A 20,894-nucleotide genomic window follows, 5' to 3' on the forward strand; every position below is an offset into this window, starting at 1 on the left:
TCTCTTTCTTGTTTCACTAAACCTCTGCGATAGGGTGATTATCTAGAAAGATGCCGGATCACATCCGGCATGACAGAAAGAACCCTACCAGTCCATACCGGTAAATTTCTTGATGTCGCGCCTCTGACGCTTGGTTGGACGTCCCAAGCCACGGTCGCGCTGGGCATGTTCATTTTCTTTGGTAACAGCAAGGTTCTCGCGCTTGGCAAGACTTTCCGGGGTTTCCTCATACAGCAAGGCAGCTTCAGGCGCGCCGCGGCGCTGGGTGCTGAGGCCGCGCACAATCACTTCCATTTCCAGCTCCTTGCGGCGGATATGGATGCGCTGTCCCAAACGGACTTCCTTGGCGGGCTTGACGCGCTCCCCATCCACATGCACCTTGCCGCCATCCACGGCATCAATCGCCAGGCTGCGTGTCTTGAAAAACCTTGCAGCCCAGAGCCATTTATCCAGGCGGCATTTGCCGTCTTGCTCAGTCATGCACTTTTACTCGCTGAATGATGGTTCTGATGGTAGATACGCTGATATGTTTGCAAAGCCTGCTGCACCCGGCCCAACACAGTATCGGCAGGATAAGCGCCATCCGCGCCAAGGCTGCCCACCGGCACCCCGGTCAAGTGCTCAATCCCGTCCAGCACATGCTCCATGGCATGGATGTGGAATTTACCCTCTTCCACAGCACGCACGATATCTTTGTTCAACAACAAATGCCTCAAATTGCGTGCGGGCAACAATACGCCTTGCTGCCCATCCAGACCAAGCTTCTCGCATATACGGAAATGGCCTTCGATCTTTTCATTGATGCCGCCCACCGGCAGCACATCGCCATGCTGGTTCAAGGCACCCGTCACGGCAATGCCTTGCTGCAAGGGCAAGCCTGAGAGGCCGGAAAGCAAGGCATACAATTCGGCACACGAGGCCGAGTCCCCTTCCACGCCATGATATTCCTGCTCAAACACCAAGGATGCATTGAGTGACAATGGCGCCTGTTGTGCAAACGTGGCGGACAACCAGTTTTGCAGGATAAACATGCCTTTGTCATGCTGCGGCCCTGTCATCTTGACTTCACGGTCTATATTGACGACTCCGTGACGGCCAGGATAACAACGTGCGGAAATCTGCACTGGCGAGCCAAATTCGGCATCCCCCATGTCGATGTGCGTCAGGCCATTGATGCGCCCTATTTCCCGCCCACGCACACTGATGAGGAGCTCGCCATCCAGGATCGACTCCCGCAACTGCTGTTCGGCATAATCATGGCGGCCACGGGAAGCCTCCAGGGCAGCCTCTACTTCTGCCAAACCTACCCGGCTACCCGGCATAGCCAGTGCTGCCGACTCCTGCACCAGCGGCGTTAAACGGCCCAATGCCAGGTTAAGCCTGGCCTGATCTTCTTCCCACTCATGCATGGCCTGCAACAGGCGGGCAACCGCCGCCGCGGTAAAATGCGGCAGGCCGTCATCATGGCACAATCGCGCGACATGGCATGCCAACTGATGGTAAATGCCGGGCTCCGCGGTCCGGCTTTCCGCAAACTCGATTTTGGTGCGGAAATGCTCGAGAAAGGCAGCATGATGCTCATGTAAATGGTAGTAATCATCGCGGGTGGCAATCAGAATCAGCTTGAAATCCAGCGGCAATGGTTCAGGGTTAAGGGCAATCAAGGCCCCGTTGCCAGAGCTGCTGCCCGCATCATCGATTTGCAGCTTGCGATTACGCAACACCCGGCCCAGCTTTTCAAGCAAGGGGTTGCTCCCTTGCTGGTCGGTGAGAATGTCCTCAAGATGCAGAATCAATACACCCCCATTCGCACGCAGCAAGTTACCCGCCTTGAGGCGCATGGTATCTGCCACATGATGCTCTGCCGCCGCTTCTATGCCACCGAACAAGGATTGATGGCTGGGATCGTCATCGTAAATCACGGGCGCCCCGGCAAGCTCGCCGTTGTTGACCAGCAGGTTGGCGCGAAAACGCCCTAAAAACGCCTCCTGCATGCCGTCAGCCTCGCTATTGGGTGCAGGAATGAACACTTCCGCATTCTCGAGCACTTCCTGCACGAGCTGTGCTACCCATTGGTCAAACACGGCAGGCTCAAGCACGCTGTCTGCGACTTGCTGGCGAATCTGTGCCAATTCATCCTCAAGATAGGCCTTGAGACGGTCACCCGGAGCGTGGGTAGCATCGCCAGGCTGCCCAGGGCGCAGCTGGCGTTCTGCTTGCATCAGCCCCGGGATGGAACGCAATTGCCTGCGCACAAACTGGTCCAGCAGCTGGCGCAGCTCATTTCCCTTGCCAGCCTTGAGCCGCAACAACAGCGGTTTTTCCGGTATGTGGAAATTCAACAGGTAGACACGATCATCCGGCGCCGGCTGTTGCGTCAGTTCCTGTTCCACCATTTGCTGCAATAATGAAGTGCGGCCAGAACCCGGCTCGCCTATCACCAGCATATGGTAGCCGGGTTGCCGCATGCGCAGGCCAAAGCTGGCAGCGGCAAATGCACGATCCTGTCCTATCCATTGCTGCGCATTGGCTTGCGCTTGCGGCAACAATTCCGAGGTATTGTCAAAACCCAGGCTTTGCGGATTGATGATGATATTGAGTTGCTGTGGGGTAAGCTTGCTTAGCATCAGGTGGGTATTTTTAAAGGTTAGGTAAACACAACAGGCTTATTGCCAGCGGTCGCGCGCTGCCTGGTCACACTCGCGCGAATCCAGCCAGTGCGCACCATCTGGCGTAGCCTCTTTCTTCCAGAACGGCGCTTCTGTCTTGAGGTAATCCATGATAAATTCGCAAGCGGCAAAAGCATCGCCACGATGCGCGCTCGCCACGGCCACAAGCACGATCTGCGCTAACGGTGGCAAGGTGCCGATGCGGTGTATGACCAGCGCATCAAACAGCGGCCAGCGTTGTTTGGCCTGCTCCACAATTGCAGCCAGCGATTTCTCGGTCATGCCGGGATAATGCTCCAGCGTCAGGCTGGAGACCGCATTGCCGTCATTCAGGTCGCGCACCTGGCCGGTGAACGACACCACGGCCCCGGCTTGGGGGTGATTCAGGCGCAACTGCGTGATTTCCGCGCCCATGTCAAAATCCTGCTCTTGCACGCGTATGGCCATTGTCAGCCTCCAGTCACCGGGGGAAAGAACGCCACTTCATCGCCCTGCTGCACCACTGCGCTGTCTGCCACCAACTGCTGGTTAACGGCGGCGCGCAAGCGGGAATTGTCCGCAAACTGTTCCTGCCAGGCGCCGCCACGCGCCGCCAGCAGCTTTTTCAGTGCAGATACGCTATCGGGCCCTGGCCAGGAAAGGCTTTCGCCTTCCGTGCCCAGCGCTTCGCGCAACCTGGCAAAATACAGCAGCTGGATCATGCGCCAGTGACATCCTCATCGGTCACTGGACCGCGCTTGCCACTGATGGCTTCGCCCATCAGGGTCAGCAACCTGGCCCTGTGCTCTTCATTGTCCATCAGACTGGAGCTGAAGGTAATGCCGAATTTGTTGGCATATTGCTGTACCAGGAAGATAAAACCTTGCTCATCACTCATCGTTTAATTGCTCCTCTAAATCGTTATCTGACAATGCCAGACCGGCCTGGGATTCCCCCTCCAGCTCCACGCGCTCGATCTGGGCGAAACGGCGTGAAATCTTCTGGCTGGTGGTATGCACGTCCTGCACGTCCTCATGCGCCTGGCGTATATGGTCGGCAAGCTTCTTCATGCGCACATCAAAGCGCGAGAACTCCTTGGAAAGCTTGCCCAACTCATCCTTGATGATATGCACCTGCTTGCGCGTCTCCACATCCTTGAGCACCGCGCGCGCGGTGTTGAGCACCGCCATCAACGTGGTCGGCGACACCACCCACACGCGGCGGCTCATGGCGTAATCGACAATATCCGGATGATAGGCATGGATCTCGGCAAACACGGCTTCTGCCGGGATGAACATCACGGCCCCATCCGACGTGACATTCGGGATAATGTATTTTGTAGCAATATCATCCACATGTTTTTTGACATCGGACTTGAACTGGCGTTGCGCGGCAATGCGTTCGGCATCGGAAATATCGCGTGCCAGCATGCGGTGGTAGTTTTCCAGCGGAAACTTGGAATCCACGGCGACAGTGCCGGTAGGTTCAGGCAGGAACAAGGCGCAATCGACGCGAGTGCCGTTGCTCAGCACATGCTGCATGGCATAGGAGGTCACAGGCAATACATTACGCACCAGCGCCTCAAGCTGCACCTCGCCAAAAGCGCCACGTGAACGCTTGTCGCCTAACAGCTCCTGCAGGCTCACGACATTGGTGGTGAGGCCGTCTATCTTTTTCTGCGCCTCGTCTATCGTCGCCAGGCGCTCCATCACGCGCACAAAAGTGTCGTTGGTCTTCTTGAAACCTTCGTCCAACCGCTCTGAGACCTTGCCGCCGATCTCCTCAAGGCGGCCGTCCACCGTCTTGGTCAGCAGTTCAATCGTATTGGTGAGCTGGGTAGCCGTCTTGAGCATGCTCTCCTGGATCAATGACTGCTGCGCCTTGCCCTGCTCCGCCAATGTCACGTGCAAGCGCTCGAGCATGGTTTCGCGCGTTTGCGCAAGATTCTCCGTCTGGCTTAATTCCAGCGCCTTCATGGCATCGCGGGTCTGCTGCAACTCCTGTGCCACCGCTGCACGCAGGCGCTCTGCCTGTTCGCTGGAGACCTGGTTGAGACGATCGCCCAGCTTGTTGAGCCCGTCATTGAGATCGCGCAACATCTCGCGATGCTTTTCCTCAAGCTGCCGGAGCAACTGCTGATTGGTATTTCCGCTGCTCAACTGGCGGTAGGCAAGCCACAGCAGGAGAAGCACGGAAACGAAGGCAAGAACGAGGATGATGGTATCTGTCATAAGGGTGAAATTATAACGCATCACCCACTGACAGACGGGCAAAGCATTGGCGAGCGCTTTAAAAAAAGGCCGCCCCGGATCAGATCAGGGAAAGCAAGGAGAAATCCGGGGCAACCAGTAAACCAAGGCTAGGCCAACACTCTCAAGGACCAGGCAGATACCTCTGCAAATTCGGCGATCAGCAGATTGAATGCTCCCAGCAACATGACCTTCATACTGTTGAAGCTCAATGCATCTCTGGCAAACCTGAGCGCAGGCTTGATATCGAACGCGATGCAGATGCGCTCCTCATCGGAGTGGAACGGGATGGTGCGGTGAAACAGCGAGGAAGGAAACAGCACGATATCCCCGACCTTTGGCCTGACGGTCTTGACGGGGAAGTCGTCATGCAGCTTGGGATAATCATCGCCATGCGTGCTGAACTCGATGCAGCCGCCATTGCCATCTCGTACTTGCTGCGGCAAAGCCAGGTAGACACAGCCGCTCAGCCAGCCGATCTCATGGATGTGGGATGTCAAGTGGCCCCCCTGGCGCATGCGCACGTACCAGGAACTCGCAAATTCAGCCTCCTCGGGAAAGTGCCGCATCAGGTCGCAATCCTTGCCTGCAAACCTTTCGGCGTAAGCTTGCACTTCATTGCGGATCAGGGCTGCAAGCTCACGGAATGAATCCTCCTTGCGCTTGAACAGGTTGCCAGCGGATTGCATGCCATGATACAGCCTGCCCTGCTTGCGTTCGGCAATTTCAGTGAACTGGATATCTTCAAGCAATTGCGCGAGCAATGCGCTTTCAGGCTCGGCCAAAGGGGCAATGCCGCGGTGAAAGACAAAATCCACCGGGTTACGGCAGAAGCGGTAGGCGTCCTCCTGGTGAAAGTTGGCGGCATAGTGCGCAGAAAGCGTTGCCAGAAACGGGGAGACATGAGGATCCTGCGCCAGTAATGGCTGCAAACGCTGCTGGAATAGGTCATATTGGCCTGACTTATACAGGCAATACAGAATACGCTCCTGCCAGTCTTCCAGTTTCGACGCCTCGAAATACGGGATCGCCTCGGCAAAACGTCTTGCGTCGTAAAGAAACTGTGCCATATTGAAGGAGGCAGCCTGGTGTCCTGGCACCAGACTTAGTGCTTGCTGATAACAGGCTACGGCCTTTTCCATCTGACCCTGGTCGCGGAACACCTCGCCAAGGTTGTTGTGTGCATCGGCATAATTGGGCTGCAAGCCAATTGCCTGCTGGTAATGGGCAACAGCCTGCTCCAGTGCGCCGCGGTCCCGTAATGCCGTAGCAAGATTGAAGTGACCCAGGGCATGATCGGAAATCGCCAATGACTGGCGGTAACAGGCAATGGCGTCATCCAGCTGCCCCTGCTGCTGCAAGGCAGTGCCCATGGCACCATAAGCCTCAAAAAACCCTGGCTCGATCACAACAGCCTGGCGGTAGTGCTGGATGGCCTCGTCCAGCAATTGCTGCTTCTGTAGCAATGTAGCCAAATTGAAATGCGCCACCGCAAGCCCGGGGCTGATCGCAATGGCACGTTTATACGAGGTCACCGCCTCGTCGTCGCGCCCGAGCTGGGACAGTACCGACCCAAGGTTGAAATGTATTTCTGAAATGGAAGGGTTGATGGCAAGCGCCTTGCGATAGCTTTGCACTGCCTCCGCGAACTTTTTTTGCCCCTCAAGTGCAACACCCAGCACGTTGTATACAACCAGTGCACTCGGGTACTGCTTGATCAAAGCGCGCGCCCTCACCTCCGCCGCATTGAACTGACCGGTATTGTATAGGTTGAAAAGCGCATGAACCTCACCCTGGCCAGGTTGCCTGACCGCCTGCACACCTTGTTTCATACCACATCTCCATAGTTCATTATATGCATTGCAGCTCTTTTGGCCGCTCATGCAAAACCGTCCCGCTCACCGGGTCCGGAATATATACAATACTGTATATCTATAGACATTCTGCATTAAGGTGTATCGATCTGGCAATAGTTTCTGTTACAAATTTGAAACAATTTACAACAAGCTTGCATCAGTTCATAAAAGCAAAAAACCCCGGCAAGCCGGGGTTTTGTTTACCTCATCAATACAACTGATTATTACTTGGCAGCGCGCTTGCGCTCATGCTCCAGCAGGTGACGCTTGCGGATACGGATATTCTTGGGCGTAATTTCCACTAATTCGTCATCGTCGATGAACTCGACGGCGGACTCCAGAGTCAGCTGCACCGGCGGAACCAGGCGAACGGCTTCGTCAGTACCGGAGGCACGGACGTTGGTCAATTGCTTGCCCTTGATCGGGTTCACCACCAGGTCGTTGTCGCGACTGTGGATGCCGATGATCATGCCTTCATACAACTTGTCGCCAGGGGAGGAGAACATACGGCCGCGGTCTTGCAGCTTCCACAAGGCATAAGCCACTGCCTCGCCCTGTTCGGACGAGATCAGCACGCCATTGCGGCGGCCAGGCATGTCTGCCTTCACCGGGGCATACTCATCAAAAATGTGCGCCATCAGGCCGGTACCGCGCGTCATGGTCAGGAACTCGCTCTGGAAGCCGATCAGGCCACGCGCAGGAATCTTGTACTCAAGGCGGGTACGGCCATTGCCGTCGGATTCCATATTCTGCAGCTCGCCACGGCGGCGGCCCAGCTCTTCCATTGCCGCGCCCTGACAGTCATCTTCCAGGTCTACGGTCAGGATTTCATATGGCTCGCACTTCTGGCCATCGATATCACGGTAGACAACACGCGGCTTGCCTACTGCAATTTCATAACCTTCACGGCGCATGTTTTCCAGCAAAATAGTCAGGTGCAGCTCGCCACGGCCGGAAACGCGGAATACGTCGGCATCGGAGGTATCTTCCACACGCAAGGCCACATTGGTGAGCAACTCCTTGGTAAGCCGGTCGCGGATCTGGCGGCTAGTGACAAACTTGCCTTCGGTACCGGCCAGCGGCGAGGTGTTCACCATAAAGTCCATGGTCAGTGTCGGTTCGTCCACAGCCAGAATCGGCAGGCCGACTGGATTGTCACGGTCGGCTACCGTCACGCCGATACCGATTTCTTCGATACCGGAAATAATCACGATATCGCCTGCCTCGGCTTCGTCCACCAGAACCCGCTCAAGGCCACGGAAACCCAGCACCTGGTTGATACGGCCCTGCGCCACCTGCTCGTCACCCTTCATGACGGAAACCACCTGGCCCGGCTTGATACGGCCATTGCGGACACGCCCAACGCCCAGGCGACCGGTATATGTAGAGTAGTCCAGTGCGGAAATCTGCAATTGCAGGCCGGCATTGCTGTCGCCTTCCGGCGGCTGCACATGGCTCAGGACGGTTTCGAACAAGGGACGCATATTGTCAGACGGTTGATTGATATCCAATGTCGCAAAGCCGTTTAATGCAGAAGCATACACAACCGGGAAATCGAGTTGCTCATCGGTGGCACCCAGATTGGCAAACAGGTCGAAGGTCTGGTTGATGACCCAGTCGGTACGCGCGCCGGGACGATCCACCTTGTTGATTACCACGATAGGGCGCAAGCCCAGCGCCAAAGCCTTCTTGGTCACGAAGCGCGTCTGTGGCATCGGGCCTTCCACCGCATCAACCAGCAGCACTACACCGTCTACCATGCCCAATACGCGCTCTACCTCGCCGCCAAAGTCGGCGTGCCCTGGGGTATCAACAATATTGATATGCGTGCCTTCGTAGTTGACAGCGGTATTCTTGGCAAGAATGGTAATGCCGCGCTCCTTTTCAATATCGCCCGAATCCATGACGCGTTCTGAAACCTGCTGGTGGGCGGCGAATGTGCCCGCCTGTTGCAGGAGCTTGTCGACCATGGTGGTCTTGCCATGGTCAACGTGGGCGATGATGGCGATATTACGGAGGGCGCGCGACATGTGTAGTTACTCTATTTGCGAAAAAGTGCGCGATTTTAACACAGAGTTGATTAAATCCGCGTTAAAACCTTTGACAAATTAAGGACACACTATATACTGCCGGACTGATTCGATTCTCTACGAATTGATGATTCATCGCCCTAGCCTCTCGAAGCCTGTGCAATTTTACGGCTCTCTTGCTTTTGTTACCGGTTAGTGGCTATGCCCGTGCGCCGGTAAGAATGCTAAAAAAAAATTTAGTCATTGCGCCTGATACTGCCAATTAAGGCAGGTTCATTATGGCTGCTTGCGCCCTTTTGGGGTCTTGAATTCAAGGCCTCGTCAGTTTTCCTTGAAAGGGAATTTTGTGTCTTTTGAAAGCTTAAATTTAAATCCTGCCATCATGCGTGCCTTAGCTGAGGCAGGTTATAACACTCCAACTCCTATCCAGGCTCAGGCGATTCCTGAAGTCCTGGCTGGCCATGACCTCATGGCCTCAGCCCAAACCGGCACCGGCAAGACCGCCGCTTTTACCCTGCCAGCACTTAACCTGCTTGCCACACCACATCCAGCCAAGAGCCGTGGTCCACGTATCCTAGTGTTGACACCGACACGTGAACTGGCTGCCCAGGTCAACGAAGCTGCCCGTAAATACGGCAAGTTCCTGCGCGCTCGCACCGTCAGCATCGTCGGCGGCATGCCTTACCCGCTGCAAAACAAGCTGTTGTCACAGCCGCTGGATATCCTGGTAGCCACTCCAGGCCGCCTGCTGGACCATATGGAACGCGGCCGCATTGATATGTCCCGCCTGCAAATGCTGATTCTCGATGAAGCAGACCGCATGCTGGACATGGGCTTCATGCCGGATATCGAGCGCATTTCTGCCGCCTTGCCAAGCGAACGCCAGACATTGATGTTTTCTGCGACATTTGAAGGCCAGATCGCCAACATCGCTAAGACATTGCTGAAGAATCCAAAGAGCATCCAGATTGCAGCGCAGAAAGAAAAACACGCTAACATTGAACAGAAACTGCTGTTCGTTGATGACATGGCACACAAGAACAAGCTCCTGGAGCACCTGTTGATTGCGCCTGAAGTCAACCAGGCTATCGTATTCACCTCCACCAAGCGCCACGCCGACCTGCTGGCTGAAGACTTGTACGCCGCTGGTCACAAGTCTGCTGCCTTGCATGGCGACATGACCCAGGGCGCCCGTAACCGCACCCTGACCAAGCTGCGCCATGGTGACGTACGTGTGTTGGTCGCCACCGATGTGGCTGCCCGTGGCATCGACGTGCACGGCATCACGCACGTGATCAACTATGACCTGCCCAAGTTCGCCGAAGACTACGTGCACCGTATCGGCCGTACCGGCCGTGCCGGCAACACCGGTGTTGCCCTGTCGTTTGCTTCGCACATTGATCGCCATCAATTGCGCAAGATTGAGCAATACACAGGCCAGCGCCTGGAAATCTCGGTGATTGAAGGTCTGGAGCCTAAGCGTCCTGCCCCGCGCACTGACCGCAACGACAAGCCACGCAGTGGCCGCCCAGGCCAACGCCCTGGCGGCAATGGCGGCGGCTACAAGCCCCGCGGCCAAGGCTATGCCGGCAACCGCGACAACAATGGCTCACGCCCGGAAGGCCGTACCTTCGGTGACCGTGTAGCCAGCGGCCGCAGTGACAGCCCGCGTGGTGACGCTCCCCGCGGTGGCGACAAGTTCGGCGCGGCCAAACGCCATGACGGCGACCGCCCGGCACGCCGCCCGCGTAGTTTTGCTTAATTAATCTTGTACAACACTACCGAAGAAAACGTGAACACAGAGACGATCAGCTTTGCATCGCTCAATCTGGCGCCGGAACTGCTCAAGGCGCTGGATGAGTCGGGTTACACTACTCCCACGCCAATCCAGGCACAGGCCATTCCGGTGGTCCTGCAAGGCGGCGACCTGATGGCAGGTGCGCAGACGGGGACCGGCAAGACAGCCGCGTTTACCCTGCCCCTGCTACAACAGCTACTCCCGTTGGCCAGCTCCAGCGCATCGCCTGCCCGGCACCCGGTCAGGGCGCTGATCCTGACGCCGACGCGTGAATTGGCCATCCAGGTGGAAGAAAGTGTCAAAACCTACGCCAAGCATACGCCACTGCGTTCACTGGTGGTTTTCGGCGGTGTCGACATCAAGTCCCAGACTCCAACCCTCATGAAGGGGGTGGAGATACTGGTGGCAACACCAGGACGCCTGCTGGACCATGTGGAACAACGCACGGTGCAACTGGGCCAGGTACAGATGCTGGTGCTGGACGAGGCCGACCGCATGCTGGACATGGGCTTCATGCCCGATCTCAAGCGCATCCTGGCACTATTGCCCAAGAAGCGGCAGAACCTGATGTTCTCAGCCACTTTTTCCAATGAAATCAAGAAACTTTCTGAAGAGTTTCTGACTAAGCCGACACTGATTGAAGTCGCACGCAGCAATGCCACTTCTGAAAACGTCACACAGAAAATCCTGCTGGTTAGCGCTGCCGACAAGCAAAATGCCTTGGCCGACCTGCTGCGCAAGCAGGCGACCCAAGCCATCATCTTTACCAAGACCAAACTCACGGCCGGCCGCCTGGCCCGCCATCTTGAACGCGAAGGCATTGCCGCCGGCGCCATTCATGGCGATAAAAGCCAGCTTGAGCGCATACAGGCACTGGATGCCTTCAAGCAAAACAAGATTACCGCGCTGGTTGCCACGGATGTCGCAGCGCGCGGACTGGATATTGACCAGCTACCCATGGTCATCAACTACGAATTGCCAAGTGCGGCAGAAGACTATGTGCACCGCATAGGACGTACCGGGCGGGCGGGCGCCTTGGGCATTGCTATCTCGCTGGTCGCGCCTGAGGAAGAGAAATTCCTCAAGGAAATCGAAAAGCTCATCAAGCGCGAACTGCCCAAGGAAGCAGCGGAAGCCCCAAGCCGACCAAGCCGTGAATATGGCACACGCCGCCAAGAAGCTGCTGCTGCCCCTGCCGCGCCAAGGCTGCCGCGCCAGACATCCCGCAAAAAAGAAGACGAGTGGTTCTTCAAGCCCTACGAACCCTCCACGGAAGCCCCTGACCCCAAGCCAATGCGGTCACGAGACACACCCAAGAAGGAAATCGCCGCACTGCTTGGCGGCTTGGTACGCAAGCAATAATAGCAAAGGCGCCTTGAGCGCCTTTTTATTTTATGCTGAACCTCATTCAAGCCGGATCTTCGCGATTGCGCATGAAATCCGCCACGCCATACAGCGCAGCACCCATTTTCTCGATCACAGCCTCATCCACGCCGGTATCATGCATGGCCTTGACCATGCAATACATCCATTGGTCGCGGGCCGATCCATCAATCGGAAACGAGATGTGCCGCATGCGCAAACGGGGATGGCCATAACGCTCTATATAAAGTTGCGGTCCGCCGGTCCAGCCGGTCAGGAACATAAAGAGCTTTTCGCGTGCCGAGGTCAGGTCTGGCGTATGCATGGCCCGTATGCCTGATGCACGCGGATCAGTATCCATAATGTCGTAAAACCGCTCGACCAACGCACGTATCTGTTCCGTACCGCCCAAAAGCTCAAACAGCGTCGCTTTACTGCTCCCTGGTTCGCCAATCTTATCTAGCATGGCTATGCCCCATCGTGGGTCTTGACCAAACCAGCTGCCTTGCGTGCCCGTTCGCGTGCCTCATCCACATTGTCGCCTGTGGCAAGCGCAACCCCCATGCGGCGGCGCTCAAATGATTCCGGCTTGCCGAACAAACGGATATCCGACTCTGGCACGGCCAGCGCCTGCTCTATATTCCCGAACACCAGTTGCTCGCTATCCAGGCCACCATAAATCACGGCACTGGCACCCGGACGGCTCAATGCGACATTGACGGGCAGGCCAAGAATGGCGCGCGCATGCAGGTCGAATTCGCTGAAGCGCTGGCTGCCCATGGTGACCATGCCGGTATCGTGCGGTCGCGGGCTGACCTCGGAGAACCAGACCTGGTCGCCTTTCACGAACAGCTCCACGCCGAACAGGCCCAATCCGCCCAGGCTATTGGTGACAGAGTGTGCAACTTCCTGGGCGCGCTTCAACGCCAGCGGGCTCATGGCTTGCGGCTGCCAGCTCTCAATATAGTCACCCTTCTCCTGCAAATGCCCGATCGGCTCACAGAAGCTGGTTTCCACCTCGCCCTGCGCGTTCAAGGCCCGCACGGTAAGAAGCGTGATCTCATAATCAAAATCAATCTGCCCTTCAACGATGACTTTGCCCTGGTTGACGCGGCCGGCAGTCGCAGCATGCTCCCAAGCTGAGGCAATCTGTTCGGGCGCGGTGATACGCGACTGTCCCTTGCCGGACGAAGACATTGTCGGTTTGATGAAGCATGGATAGCCGATGCCAGCCTCAATTGCACCTTGCAAGGCTTCGAGGCTGTCGGCAAAGGCATAAGGTGAAGTTGGCAGCTTGAGCTCTTCGGCCGCCAACCGGCGTATTCCCTCGCGGTTCATGGTGAGCTGCACCGCCTTGACCGTTGGAATCACGCGCGTATGCCCAGCGGCCTCGATTTCTGCCAGCAAACTGGTGTTCAAGGCCTCGATTTCAGGCACGATCAGGTGCGGGTTTTCCTGTTCGACCAATGCGCGCAAGGCTGCCGGGTCGGTCATGTCAATAGCATAGGCACGATGTGCCACCTGGTGCCCAGGCGCATTCGGGTAACGATCCACAGCAATCACCTCAACCCCCAGCCTCTGCAAGGCAATAATCACCTCCTTGCCAAGTTCACCGCTCCCAAGCAGCATCACGCGCGTGGCAACAGGACTTAAAGGGGTACCGATCTTCATGAACACTCCGGGATTGAATAGCGTGGAAATGCCGGGAATGATACCACGAGCGAGTTATTGCAGCTTAGGCGGACAATTAGGCTTGCGAATATCAAACCTTGAGACCGTGTCGTTCCATACGGTAACGCATTGCCATGCGCGTAATGCCAAGTTGGCGGGCGGCTTCAGAGACATTGTTATTTGACTGGCGCAAGGCATTTTCTATCAGCACTTTCTCCGCGGATTCCAACGTCACGCCATGCTCAGGAATAGCCGTTACCTGCCCAGGCTGTATATCGCCAGGCAAAGCCAGGTCGTGCGGCATGATCTGGCTCTCGCGGCTAAGCAACACGGCACGGCTGATCTGATGCTTGAGCTCGCGTACGTTGCCAGGCCAGTGATAGTCGCGAATCATGTTGACGGCCTCCACGGAAAATGGCCGAGGTTGCAGCCTGTATCGCCGTTCGGTTTGTGCGGCAAAATGTTTGGCCAGCAGCAAAATGTCATCCCCACGCTCGCGTAGAGGCGGCATATTCATGGTCAATACATTGAGACGGTAGAACAGGTCGGAACGGAAACGCCCCTCCAGTACCATCTGGTGCAGGTCCCGGTTGGTTGCCGCAACAAAACGTGCCAGCACCGGATGCTCTTTTGTTGAACCAAGCCGGCGCACCATGCGCCGTTCCAGTACGTTGAGCAGCTTGGCCTGCAGAGCCAAGGGCAACTCGCCGATCTCGTCCAGAAACAAGGTGCCATCCTCGGCAGCCTCGATAAGCCCGCAGCGCGAGCCCTGGGCGCTGGTGAAGGCCCCTTTTTCATGGCCGAACAATTCACTCTCGATCAATTCTGCCGGCAAGGAGGCGCAATCCACATGCACAAAAGGCCGGTCGCTGTTCGCACATGACAAATGCAGCAAACGCGCCGCAACATCCTTGCCAGTACCGGTTTCTCCCTGAATCAGCACCGTGGGCGGAATGGCATTGGAAAAGGCCACGAGTTGTGCAAAACGCTCTATCTGCGCCTGCACGCTGCTCACGGCCGGGCTGTCACCAAGCAGCTCCACACCCTCTGTGGCATGGACATTTCGCTGGCGCGAATAATCCAGATGATGTTTGAGTCGGGTTGCAGCCTGGGCCTTTTCTATGGTCAGCAACATCTCGTCGAGATCCACTGGCTTTTTCAGGTAATCCGTGGCGCCCAGCTTCATTGCATGCACGGCATCCGTGACCTCGCCATAGGCAGTCATGGAAATGACCGAGATACCCCTGGCTACCAGGTCCGGCAGCAAGTCCAACCCATTGCCATCAGGCAGGCGCATATCCAGCAGCACCAGATCAGGCAACATCTGCCTGACAAGCTCACGCCCGCTCTCCAGGGTTGCCGCATGTTCACAGTCATAGCCGGCCTGCTGTAAGCGCTTGGCTACAGCCCGCGCGAAAATGACTTCATCCTCCACCAGCAGGACACGCACCTTAGGCCCGGACTGCCCTGTCTTCAACTGATGATCCTGCTCAGGTACGTGCGCCTGCATTGTGAGGTTACTCCTTAATACAATTTAGTTGGAAGAAGCCACATGCTTTGGACCGCCGAACTCCCAGCGCACGCCAATCCAGCCCGCGCGTGGAGCGCCTGGAGCGCGTAAGCTCGCCCGGTGATCTTCGCCGCCATCATAAGTACCGTCAGCCAGGAAATAGGACTCCCCGATCATGCCGCCGCTACTATATTCACGATCAAAAATATTGATAGCCTTGGCAAACAATTGCCAGCCGTTACCGAAGTTGTAGCGAGTATCCAGATTGACGATGGTGTAACCGCCCAATTTTGCACCTTCCCCTTGATCCTTGTTGTTCTCATTGCCGTGGGCATACTGATCAGAGAACATTAGGATATTGGTACCTACGCTCCACTTTGGCGTAATGGCATATTCACCACGGAACTTCAGGCGATGGGCAGGAATGCCAGCCAAGCGGCTACCTTTGCTGACACTGATGCTATCGCCATCCGAAGAGGTATTCACCTCGTTAGCCAGGCTGATATCGCTCTCGTAGGTTGCCTTGATGTAGCTATAGCCCAGCATCCAGTTGAAATCACCATTGTTGCCAATAAAACTGGTGTCGAGACCAACGCGACGAGTACGACCTACGTTATCAAAATAACCCATGCCATTAGTAGCGTTAGCATAGATGAATTGGATATCGTCATAGTTTTGCGCGCGATATACGCTTGCAGTCCAGCGCAATGTCTCTGTCAGGCTTCCACGCAAACCAGCTTCGTAGGTCTTGGCAACCACTTGCTTCAAAGGCGGGTCTCCAGCCATGGCGTTAGGCAGCTTACAAGGTACGTCTGGATTGGCGCAACCAAGCTCGATAGCAGTTGGCGCACGGCTACCTTCGTTATACGAACCATAGAACGTCCAATCCTTGGTCGGCGTGAAATTCAGGCCGATAGCAGGATTGATACGATTGAAGCTATGGTCACCCGACAAAGACTCATCACCACTAGGAGTAATATGGTCAGTATTTTCAACACGGGTATGGTTATACCGCGCGGACAAGGTAAGGTGCCAAAGATCTGTTAATGACAAGGTATCGGTTGCAAAGACACTATAAGTCTTGGTACGGCCAGTGAGCTTTACCTGTTCGTCCTCTTCATTGAATATACCGATACCATCAATCCCACGGCTCGCATTCAAATTGCCAAATTCGGTATTTTGGCTAAAACGCGTCTTGCTTTGATCATAGCCCACGCCAACAATGAACTGGTTCTTTCGTGAAAACCAATCCTGGTTGAAACTAAGCTGCGTAGTGAAGCCATAACTCACTTTGCGAGAGCGACTACGATTGAGCGCACCTGCACATGCCTCTTCGGCATCGTCGGCGTCAGCAACAGTACTACAATCAGGTAGATAGTCATCATCATCCACATCATCATTACCATCCCCGTTCAAAGTACGGGTCCTGGACTGGCGATAGTAGACGTTGCCGCTCAGCATCACTTCATCATTGAACCAGTGCGAACCGGTCAGATTGAGGAAAGACAGAGTGTTGCGTGTCTGGTCCGGGCGAGTGAGGATGGTGTCGCGGCCCAGCACGCGCATCATTTCCGATGGCACCAGTCCATTGCCGATCATGTCGTTGTCGGCACCAGTGTAGCTCAGGTCCAGCTTGGTGGTTTCATTCTGCCAACCCACCTTGGCGAACAACTGCCGCACATCGGTCGGGGAATAATCACGCCAGCCGTCCTCGCGGAATGAATTGGCTGTAATGAAGAAATCAACCGAGCCGTCCTGGGAAACGCCACCATACTCGACAGACCCCGTCTTGCGGCCCCATGAGCCAACGCTGGCTTCCAGGGCAGCTCCCTGGTTGTCGCGGCCACTCTTGGTCTGCAAAGACAGGGCCCCGCCCAGGGTATTCAAGCCGAACAGTGGATTGGATCCAGGGATCAAGGACATATTGGCAAGCGCATTGACCGGGATCAGGTCCCAGCTCACGACATCGCCAAACGGTTCATTGACGCGCACGCCATCCACGTATACGGACAAGCCTTGCGGCGTACCCAGCAATGGAGAAGCGGAATAGCCACGGAAACTGATATCGGGCTGAAACGGGTTATTCTGTGTATCGTTGACGTTAACCGCAGGTATGTTGTTTTGCAGATAGTCTGCGATCGTGACACTGCGTTGCTTTTGCATTTGTGGGCCGCTAATGAGCTGGATGCCTGCAGGCACCTGCTCCAATGGCAAACCGAGTGAAGGCAACGGTGTCGTACCCACTACGTTGACCTTGTCTGTGGTAATAGGGCTTGCATCTGCCGCCTGCACCTGTATTGATATACAGGCATTGGCAACCAGAACTGCAATAGCGCTAAACCTCAAGTTCTCTTTCTTTGACATATAATCCTTCCATCATGGTTGTGATATACCGGCTTGGATTTATTATCTCCGGCCTCTTCACATATCAAGTTCCGTGCCGGATCTCACCAATGCGGCAAGTGATTGTATTTATGGATTTACGTCATCGAGAATATCAGCACTGCATCCAGATTGGTTCAATATAACCAATATTGGTGGCTATATACAGCCAGCTTGGTTCAATATAGCCATGGATTTTAGATGCTTTGCAGCACAGTGCGGGGAGATTGATTGAGGAAACGCCGCATCCCCAGCCATGCCGCCAAAGGCACCAGCAACGCCGACAACAGCATGATGCCCAGCGCGCCAGGCAGATTGAATTGATAAGGGATATTGAACACCTGGCTGCTGAGGTAATACGCCATGATGGCAGCGCCTACAGTCGCAACCAGTGCGGCAAGTGCCCCTATGATGGCAAACTCAGCCCACAGGCCTTGCGCAACCTGACGTCGCGAGGCGCCGAGCACCCGCAACAGGGTAGCCTCCTTCACACGTTCCTCGCGTGTCGCCACCAATGCCGCATACAGCACGGCAAGCCCAGTCAGCAGGCTGAAGGCAAACACATACTCCAGCGCGTGGCTCATCTTGTTCATGATCTCGCGCACCTGGTCCAGCAAGGCGGCCACATCAATCACCGTCAGGTTGGGAAACTCGCGTACCAACTCGTTGAGCAGTTGCTCCTGCCCGCCAGGCAGATGGAAACTGGTGATGTGACTGGCTGGATAATTATCCAGCACGCCAGGCGGTGTCACTGCAAAGAAGTTGGCACGCATGGTGTCCCACTCCACCTTGCGGATGCTGCTTATCTCTAATTCCAGGCGGTTCCCCGCCACGTCATAGGTGAGCTTGTCACCGAGCTTGAGATGCAGATCGTTGGCAATGCCCTGCTCCAGCGACAACATGGGCTTGCCGTGATCGGATGGTTGCCACCAGCGCCCTTCCAGCAATTGGTTGTCCTGCTGCATATCTGCCGCCCAGGAAAGATTGAACTCGCGCTCGGCCAGGCGGCGTGCCCGGTCATCCTGGTAATCCTCAAGATTCAACGGCTTGCCGTTGATCTCCAGCAAGCGCCCGCGCACCATGGGGAAGATTTCCACCTGGTTCAAGCCGTGCTTGTTGAAGAACTGCTTCATGCGCTCTATCTGGTCGGGCTGGATATTGATGATGAACCGGTTGGGCGCATCCTCTGGCAAGGTTTGCTGCCAGCTTGCCAGCAGGTCGCCGCGCACTATCGCCAGCAAAGTCAATGCCATCAATCCCAGGCTGAACCCCAGCACCTGGGCCACCACCAAGCCCGGTCTGCGCTTGAGTGCTGCCACGCCCAGTAGCCACGACCCCGTGACATTCTGCGGCAAGCGCGCGAGCAGGCGGACGCCCAGCCAGGCCAGCACGGCAATAGCCAGCAGCAGGCCGGCCAATGACAGCAGCACAATGACCGCCAGCCGCGCATACCCCGCCTGCCAAAAAATCAATACAGCCAACACCAGCAACGCCGGCACAAAATGCAGCCAGTGCGCCTGGTATTGCTCACCCAGGTCACGGCGCAAAATGCGCAAGGCCGGCACATCGCGCAAGCGTGCAAGATGCGGCCAGACCACCGCCAGCATGGTGGCAAACCCGGCAGCCAGGCCAGCGACGGCAGGCATTATGCCGGGCGGCGGCAAAGTCTCCACCAACAGCCTGCTCGCCAATACAGCCAAGCCCGCCTGGGCGGCAAATCCTAGCAAGGCTCCCAGGCCACTGCCCAGCGTGGCAATCAGCAAAGTCTGGCTCATGAGGATGCGGAAAATGAAGCGCCGCGAAGCGCCGAAACAGCGCATGAGCGCATAGCTATCCAGGCTCTTCTGCACATAGGGCTGGCTGGCAAGAAACATGGCGACCATGGCGAGAATTACGCTCACCATCGCTGACAAACCGAGGAATTGCCGGGCCTTTTCCATGGCATTGCGCATTTCCGGCCTGGCATCTGTCACGTTTTGCACCCGCTCGCCCCGGCCCAATTGCGCTTTCAGCCAAGCGGCATATTCCTCGACCGCCTGCCCCTCGCCGGCAAGCAGCATCTGGTATTTGACACGGCTGCCAAATTGGACCAGGCCAGTGGAAGACAAGTCCACCGCATTCATCATCAGTCGCGGCGCAATACTGAACATGTCACCACCGCGCGAAGGCTCGCGTTGCAGGATGGCGGATACCTGGAAATGGCGCTCGCCGACTTCCAGGCTGTCGCCGATATTCACCCCCAGCCGCGTCGCCAGCCGCGGCTCTATCCAGACCGTGCCTGGCGCAGGAATGCCGCTGGCAACCTGGCCGCCGGTCAACATCAGGGCAGGTTCGACCTTCTGCTCCAGCACCGTCAGCTCGCCGCGCAGGGGAAAGCCAGCCTCGATCACCTTGATCTCGACCAATTGGCTGTCATCGCCGTGCAACACCATGCTGGGGAATTCGGTCGCGCGCGTGAATTGCAATCCACGCCGCCCAGCTTCCTCTGCATAGGCGTCGGGAATCGTGTGGTCCGCATTCACCATGAGGTCGCCGCCGAGCAACATGCCGCCCTGGCGCACCAATGCCGACTCGATGCGATTGGTAAAGAAACCAACGGAAGTTGTCGCCGCCACGGCAAGCACCAGCGCCAGCACCAACACTCTCACCTCGCCTGCGGCCCACTGGCTGCGCAACTGGCGCCAGGCAATCGAGAATGCCATCATGCGGCAGCCTCCTCATGCAGCTTGCCCTCGTGCAGGCGCAATCTGCGCTGGCAGCGAAGCGCGAGCTTCATGTCGTGCGTCACCAGGATCAATGTCGTACCTGACTCGGCATTCAAGCCAAACAACAAATCCACGATACGTTCACCCGTATGCTCATCCAGGTTCCCGGTAGGCTCATCGGCAAACAGGATTGCCGGCTGCGGCGCAAAAGCGCGCGCAATGGCAACGCGTTGCTGTTCCCCGCCCGACATCTGGCGCGGGTAATGCGAGAGGCGCTGGGCAAGCCCCACACGCTCCAATGCCGCAATGGATTTTTCCTTGGCATCGTTACGGCCCGCAAGCTGCAACGGCAACATGACGTTTTCCAGCGCGGTGAGCGAAGGCAGCAACTGGAAGGACTGGAACACAAACCCCATGCTGCGGCCACGCACTGCCGCGCGTCCGTCTTCATCAAGATGGCTGATCTCGGTGCCGCTGATCAGCACTTTTCCGCTACTGGGACTGTCCAACCCGGCAAGCAGGCTCAGCAACGTTGATTTTCCCGATCCAGAGCTGCCGATAATGGCCAGTTTTTCGCCGGCCGGAACCTGCAGGGAAAGAGAACTTAGAATATCAAGCCTATCGGTGCCGTTTTCTATATATTTATCAAGATTAACCGCTTCAACTGCCAAAGGTGTTTGCAT

At 56.4% G+C, this 20,894-nt stretch carries 16 protein-coding genes; 2 read left to right on the forward strand and 14 right to left on the reverse strand.

All coding sequences use genetic code 11. The features are described 5' to 3' along the window. Nucleotides 1-84 precede the first annotated feature (84 nt). The 8 genes from LG198_RS04460 to typA form a co-directional block, all read right to left on the reverse strand. Nucleotides 85-480 (reverse strand): RNA-binding S4 domain-containing protein, encoded by a 396-nt coding sequence (locus LG198_RS04460; RefSeq protein ID WP_230341951.1) that lies wholly within the window; start codon nt 478-480, stop codon nt 85-87. After that, the gene (locus LG198_RS04465; protein ID WP_230341952.1) at nt 477-2,627 is read right to left on the reverse strand and encodes a Lon protease family protein; all 2,151 of its coding nucleotides are present in this window, start codon (nt 2,625-2,627) and stop codon (nt 477-479) included. The genes LG198_RS04460 and LG198_RS04465 overlap by 4 nt, the downstream gene beginning before the upstream one ends. 39 nt (nt 2,628-2,666) lie before the next feature. Further along, the gene (gene moaE, locus LG198_RS04470; protein ID WP_230341953.1) at nt 2,667-3,116 is read right to left on the reverse strand and encodes a molybdopterin synthase catalytic subunit MoaE; all 450 of its coding nucleotides are present in this window, start codon (nt 3,114-3,116) and stop codon (nt 2,667-2,669) included. 2 nt (nt 3,117-3,118) lie between these two features. Then, nucleotides 3,119-3,370: a molybdopterin converting factor subunit 1 gene (gene moaD, locus LG198_RS04475; protein ID WP_230341954.1), complete on the reverse strand. Its 252-nt coding sequence runs from the start codon at nt 3,368-3,370 to the stop codon at nt 3,119-3,121. Next, nucleotides 3,367-3,546, reverse strand: coding sequence for a hypothetical protein (locus LG198_RS04480; RefSeq protein WP_230341955.1), 180 nt, complete (start codon nt 3,544-3,546; stop codon nt 3,367-3,369). The genes moaD and LG198_RS04480 overlap by 4 nt, the downstream gene beginning before the upstream one ends. Beyond that, on the reverse strand, nt 3,539-4,900 hold the full coding sequence (gene rmuC / locus LG198_RS04485; protein WP_230341956.1) for a DNA recombination protein RmuC: 1,362 nt from the start codon (nt 4,898-4,900) through the stop codon (nt 3,539-3,541). Before rmuC ends, LG198_RS04480 begins: the two co-directional genes overlap by 8 nt. Before the next feature lie 107 nt (nt 4,901-5,007). Beyond that, entirely contained in the window at nt 5,008-6,729 is a 1,722-nt protein-coding gene (locus LG198_RS04490) for a tetratricopeptide repeat protein (RefSeq protein WP_230341957.1), read from the reverse strand. 248 nt (nt 6,730-6,977) lie between these two features. Beyond that, nucleotides 6,978-8,783 carry a translational GTPase TypA gene (gene typA / locus LG198_RS04495; RefSeq protein ID WP_230341958.1) on the reverse strand — a complete coding sequence of 602 codons (1,806 nt, stop codon included), beginning with the start codon at nt 8,781-8,783 and terminating at the stop codon, nt 6,978-6,980. 382 nt (nt 8,784-9,165) lie between these two features. Between typA and LG198_RS04500 the strand changes: the two genes are divergently transcribed. Both LG198_RS04500 and LG198_RS04505 read left to right on the forward strand, forming a co-directional pair. Continuing rightward, entirely contained in the window at nt 9,166-10,545 is a 1,380-nt protein-coding gene (locus tag LG198_RS04500; RefSeq protein WP_230341959.1) for a DEAD/DEAH box helicase, read from the forward strand. Nucleotides 10,546-10,575: 30 nt separating this feature from the next. Beyond that, complete coding sequence (locus LG198_RS04505) at nt 10,576-11,943, forward strand: DEAD/DEAH box helicase (protein ID WP_230341960.1); 1,368 nt, start codon at nt 10,576-10,578, stop codon at nt 11,941-11,943. 46 nt (nt 11,944-11,989) lie between these two features. Here the strand turns inward: LG198_RS04505 and LG198_RS04510 are convergent, their stop codons facing one another. The 6 genes from LG198_RS04510 to LG198_RS04535 form a co-directional block, all read right to left on the reverse strand. Then, nucleotides 11,990-12,409, reverse strand: coding sequence for a group II truncated hemoglobin (locus LG198_RS04510; RefSeq protein WP_230341961.1), 420 nt, complete (start codon nt 12,407-12,409; stop codon nt 11,990-11,992). 2 nt (nt 12,410-12,411) lie between these two features. Then, nucleotides 12,412-13,614: a formate-dependent phosphoribosylglycinamide formyltransferase gene (gene purT / locus LG198_RS04515; protein ID WP_230341962.1), complete on the reverse strand. Its 1,203-nt coding sequence runs from the start codon at nt 13,612-13,614 to the stop codon at nt 12,412-12,414. A gap of 91 nt (nt 13,615-13,705) precedes the next feature. After that, on the reverse strand, nt 13,706-15,124 hold the full coding sequence (locus LG198_RS04520; RefSeq protein ID WP_230341963.1) for a sigma-54-dependent transcriptional regulator: 1,419 nt from the start codon (nt 15,122-15,124) through the stop codon (nt 13,706-13,708). 24 nt (nt 15,125-15,148) lie between these two features. Beyond that, complete coding sequence (locus LG198_RS04525; RefSeq protein WP_230341964.1) at nt 15,149-17,488, reverse strand: TonB-dependent receptor; 2,340 nt, start codon at nt 17,486-17,488, stop codon at nt 15,149-15,151. A 215-nt stretch (nt 17,489-17,703) separates the two neighbouring features. Further along, entirely contained in the window at nt 17,704-20,211 is a 2,508-nt protein-coding gene (locus LG198_RS04530; RefSeq protein ID WP_230341965.1) for an ABC transporter permease, read from the reverse strand. Next, nucleotides 20,208-20,894: an ABC transporter ATP-binding protein gene (locus tag LG198_RS04535; RefSeq protein ID WP_230341966.1), complete on the reverse strand. Its 687-nt coding sequence runs from the start codon at nt 20,892-20,894 to the stop codon at nt 20,208-20,210. The genes LG198_RS04530 and LG198_RS04535 overlap by 4 nt, the downstream gene beginning before the upstream one ends.

Source organism: Methylobacillus arboreus, assembly GCF_020532725.1.
Taxonomy (GTDB): Bacteria; Pseudomonadota; Gammaproteobacteria; order Burkholderiales; family Methylophilaceae; genus Methylobacillus; species Methylobacillus arboreus.

What these genes read in the sequence shown, in the direction of transcription:
- LG198_RS04460 (WP_230341951.1), bottom strand. Translation starts at nt 480, where the DNA reads ATGACTGAGCAAGACGGCAAATGCCGCCTGGATAAATGGCTCTGGGCT.
- LG198_RS04465 (WP_230341952.1), bottom strand. Translation starts at nt 2,627, where the DNA reads ATGCTAAGCAAGCTTACCCCACAGCAACTCAATATCATCATCAATCCG.
- moaE (WP_230341953.1), bottom strand. Translation starts at nt 3,116, where the DNA reads ATGGCCATACGCGTGCAAGAGCAGGATTTTGACATGGGCGCGGAAATC.
- moaD (WP_230341954.1), bottom strand. Translation starts at nt 3,370, where the DNA reads ATGATCCAGCTGCTGTATTTTGCCAGGTTGCGCGAAGCGCTGGGCACG.
- LG198_RS04480 (WP_230341955.1), bottom strand. Translation starts at nt 3,546, where the DNA reads ATGAGTGATGAGCAAGGTTTTATCTTCCTGGTACAGCAATATGCCAAC.
- rmuC (WP_230341956.1), bottom strand. Translation starts at nt 4,900, where the DNA reads ATGCGTTATAATTTCACCCTTATGACAGATACCATCATCCTCGTTCTT.
- LG198_RS04490 (WP_230341957.1), bottom strand. Translation starts at nt 6,729, where the DNA reads ATGAAACAAGGTGTGCAGGCGGTCAGGCAACCTGGCCAGGGTGAGGTT.
- typA (WP_230341958.1), bottom strand. Translation starts at nt 8,783, where the DNA reads ATGTCGCGCGCCCTCCGTAATATCGCCATCATCGCCCACGTTGACCAT.
- LG198_RS04500 (WP_230341959.1), top strand. Translation starts at nt 9,166, where the DNA reads ATGCGTGCCTTAGCTGAGGCAGGTTATAACACTCCAACTCCTATCCAG.
- LG198_RS04510 (WP_230341961.1), bottom strand. Translation starts at nt 12,409, where the DNA reads ATGCTAGATAAGATTGGCGAACCAGGGAGCAGTAAAGCGACGCTGTTT.
- purT (WP_230341962.1), bottom strand. Translation starts at nt 13,614, where the DNA reads ATGAAGATCGGTACCCCTTTAAGTCCTGTTGCCACGCGCGTGATGCTG.
- LG198_RS04520 (WP_230341963.1), bottom strand. Translation starts at nt 15,124, where the DNA reads ATGCAGGCGCACGTACCTGAGCAGGATCATCAGTTGAAGACAGGGCAG.
- LG198_RS04525 (WP_230341964.1), bottom strand. Translation starts at nt 17,488, where the DNA reads ATGTCAAAGAAAGAGAACTTGAGGTTTAGCGCTATTGCAGTTCTGGTT.
- LG198_RS04530 (WP_230341965.1), bottom strand. Translation starts at nt 20,211, where the DNA reads ATGATGGCATTCTCGATTGCCTGGCGCCAGTTGCGCAGCCAGTGGGCC.
- LG198_RS04535 (WP_230341966.1), bottom strand. Translation starts at nt 20,894, where the DNA reads ATGCAAACACCTTTGGCAGTTGAAGCGGTTAATCTTGATAAATATATA.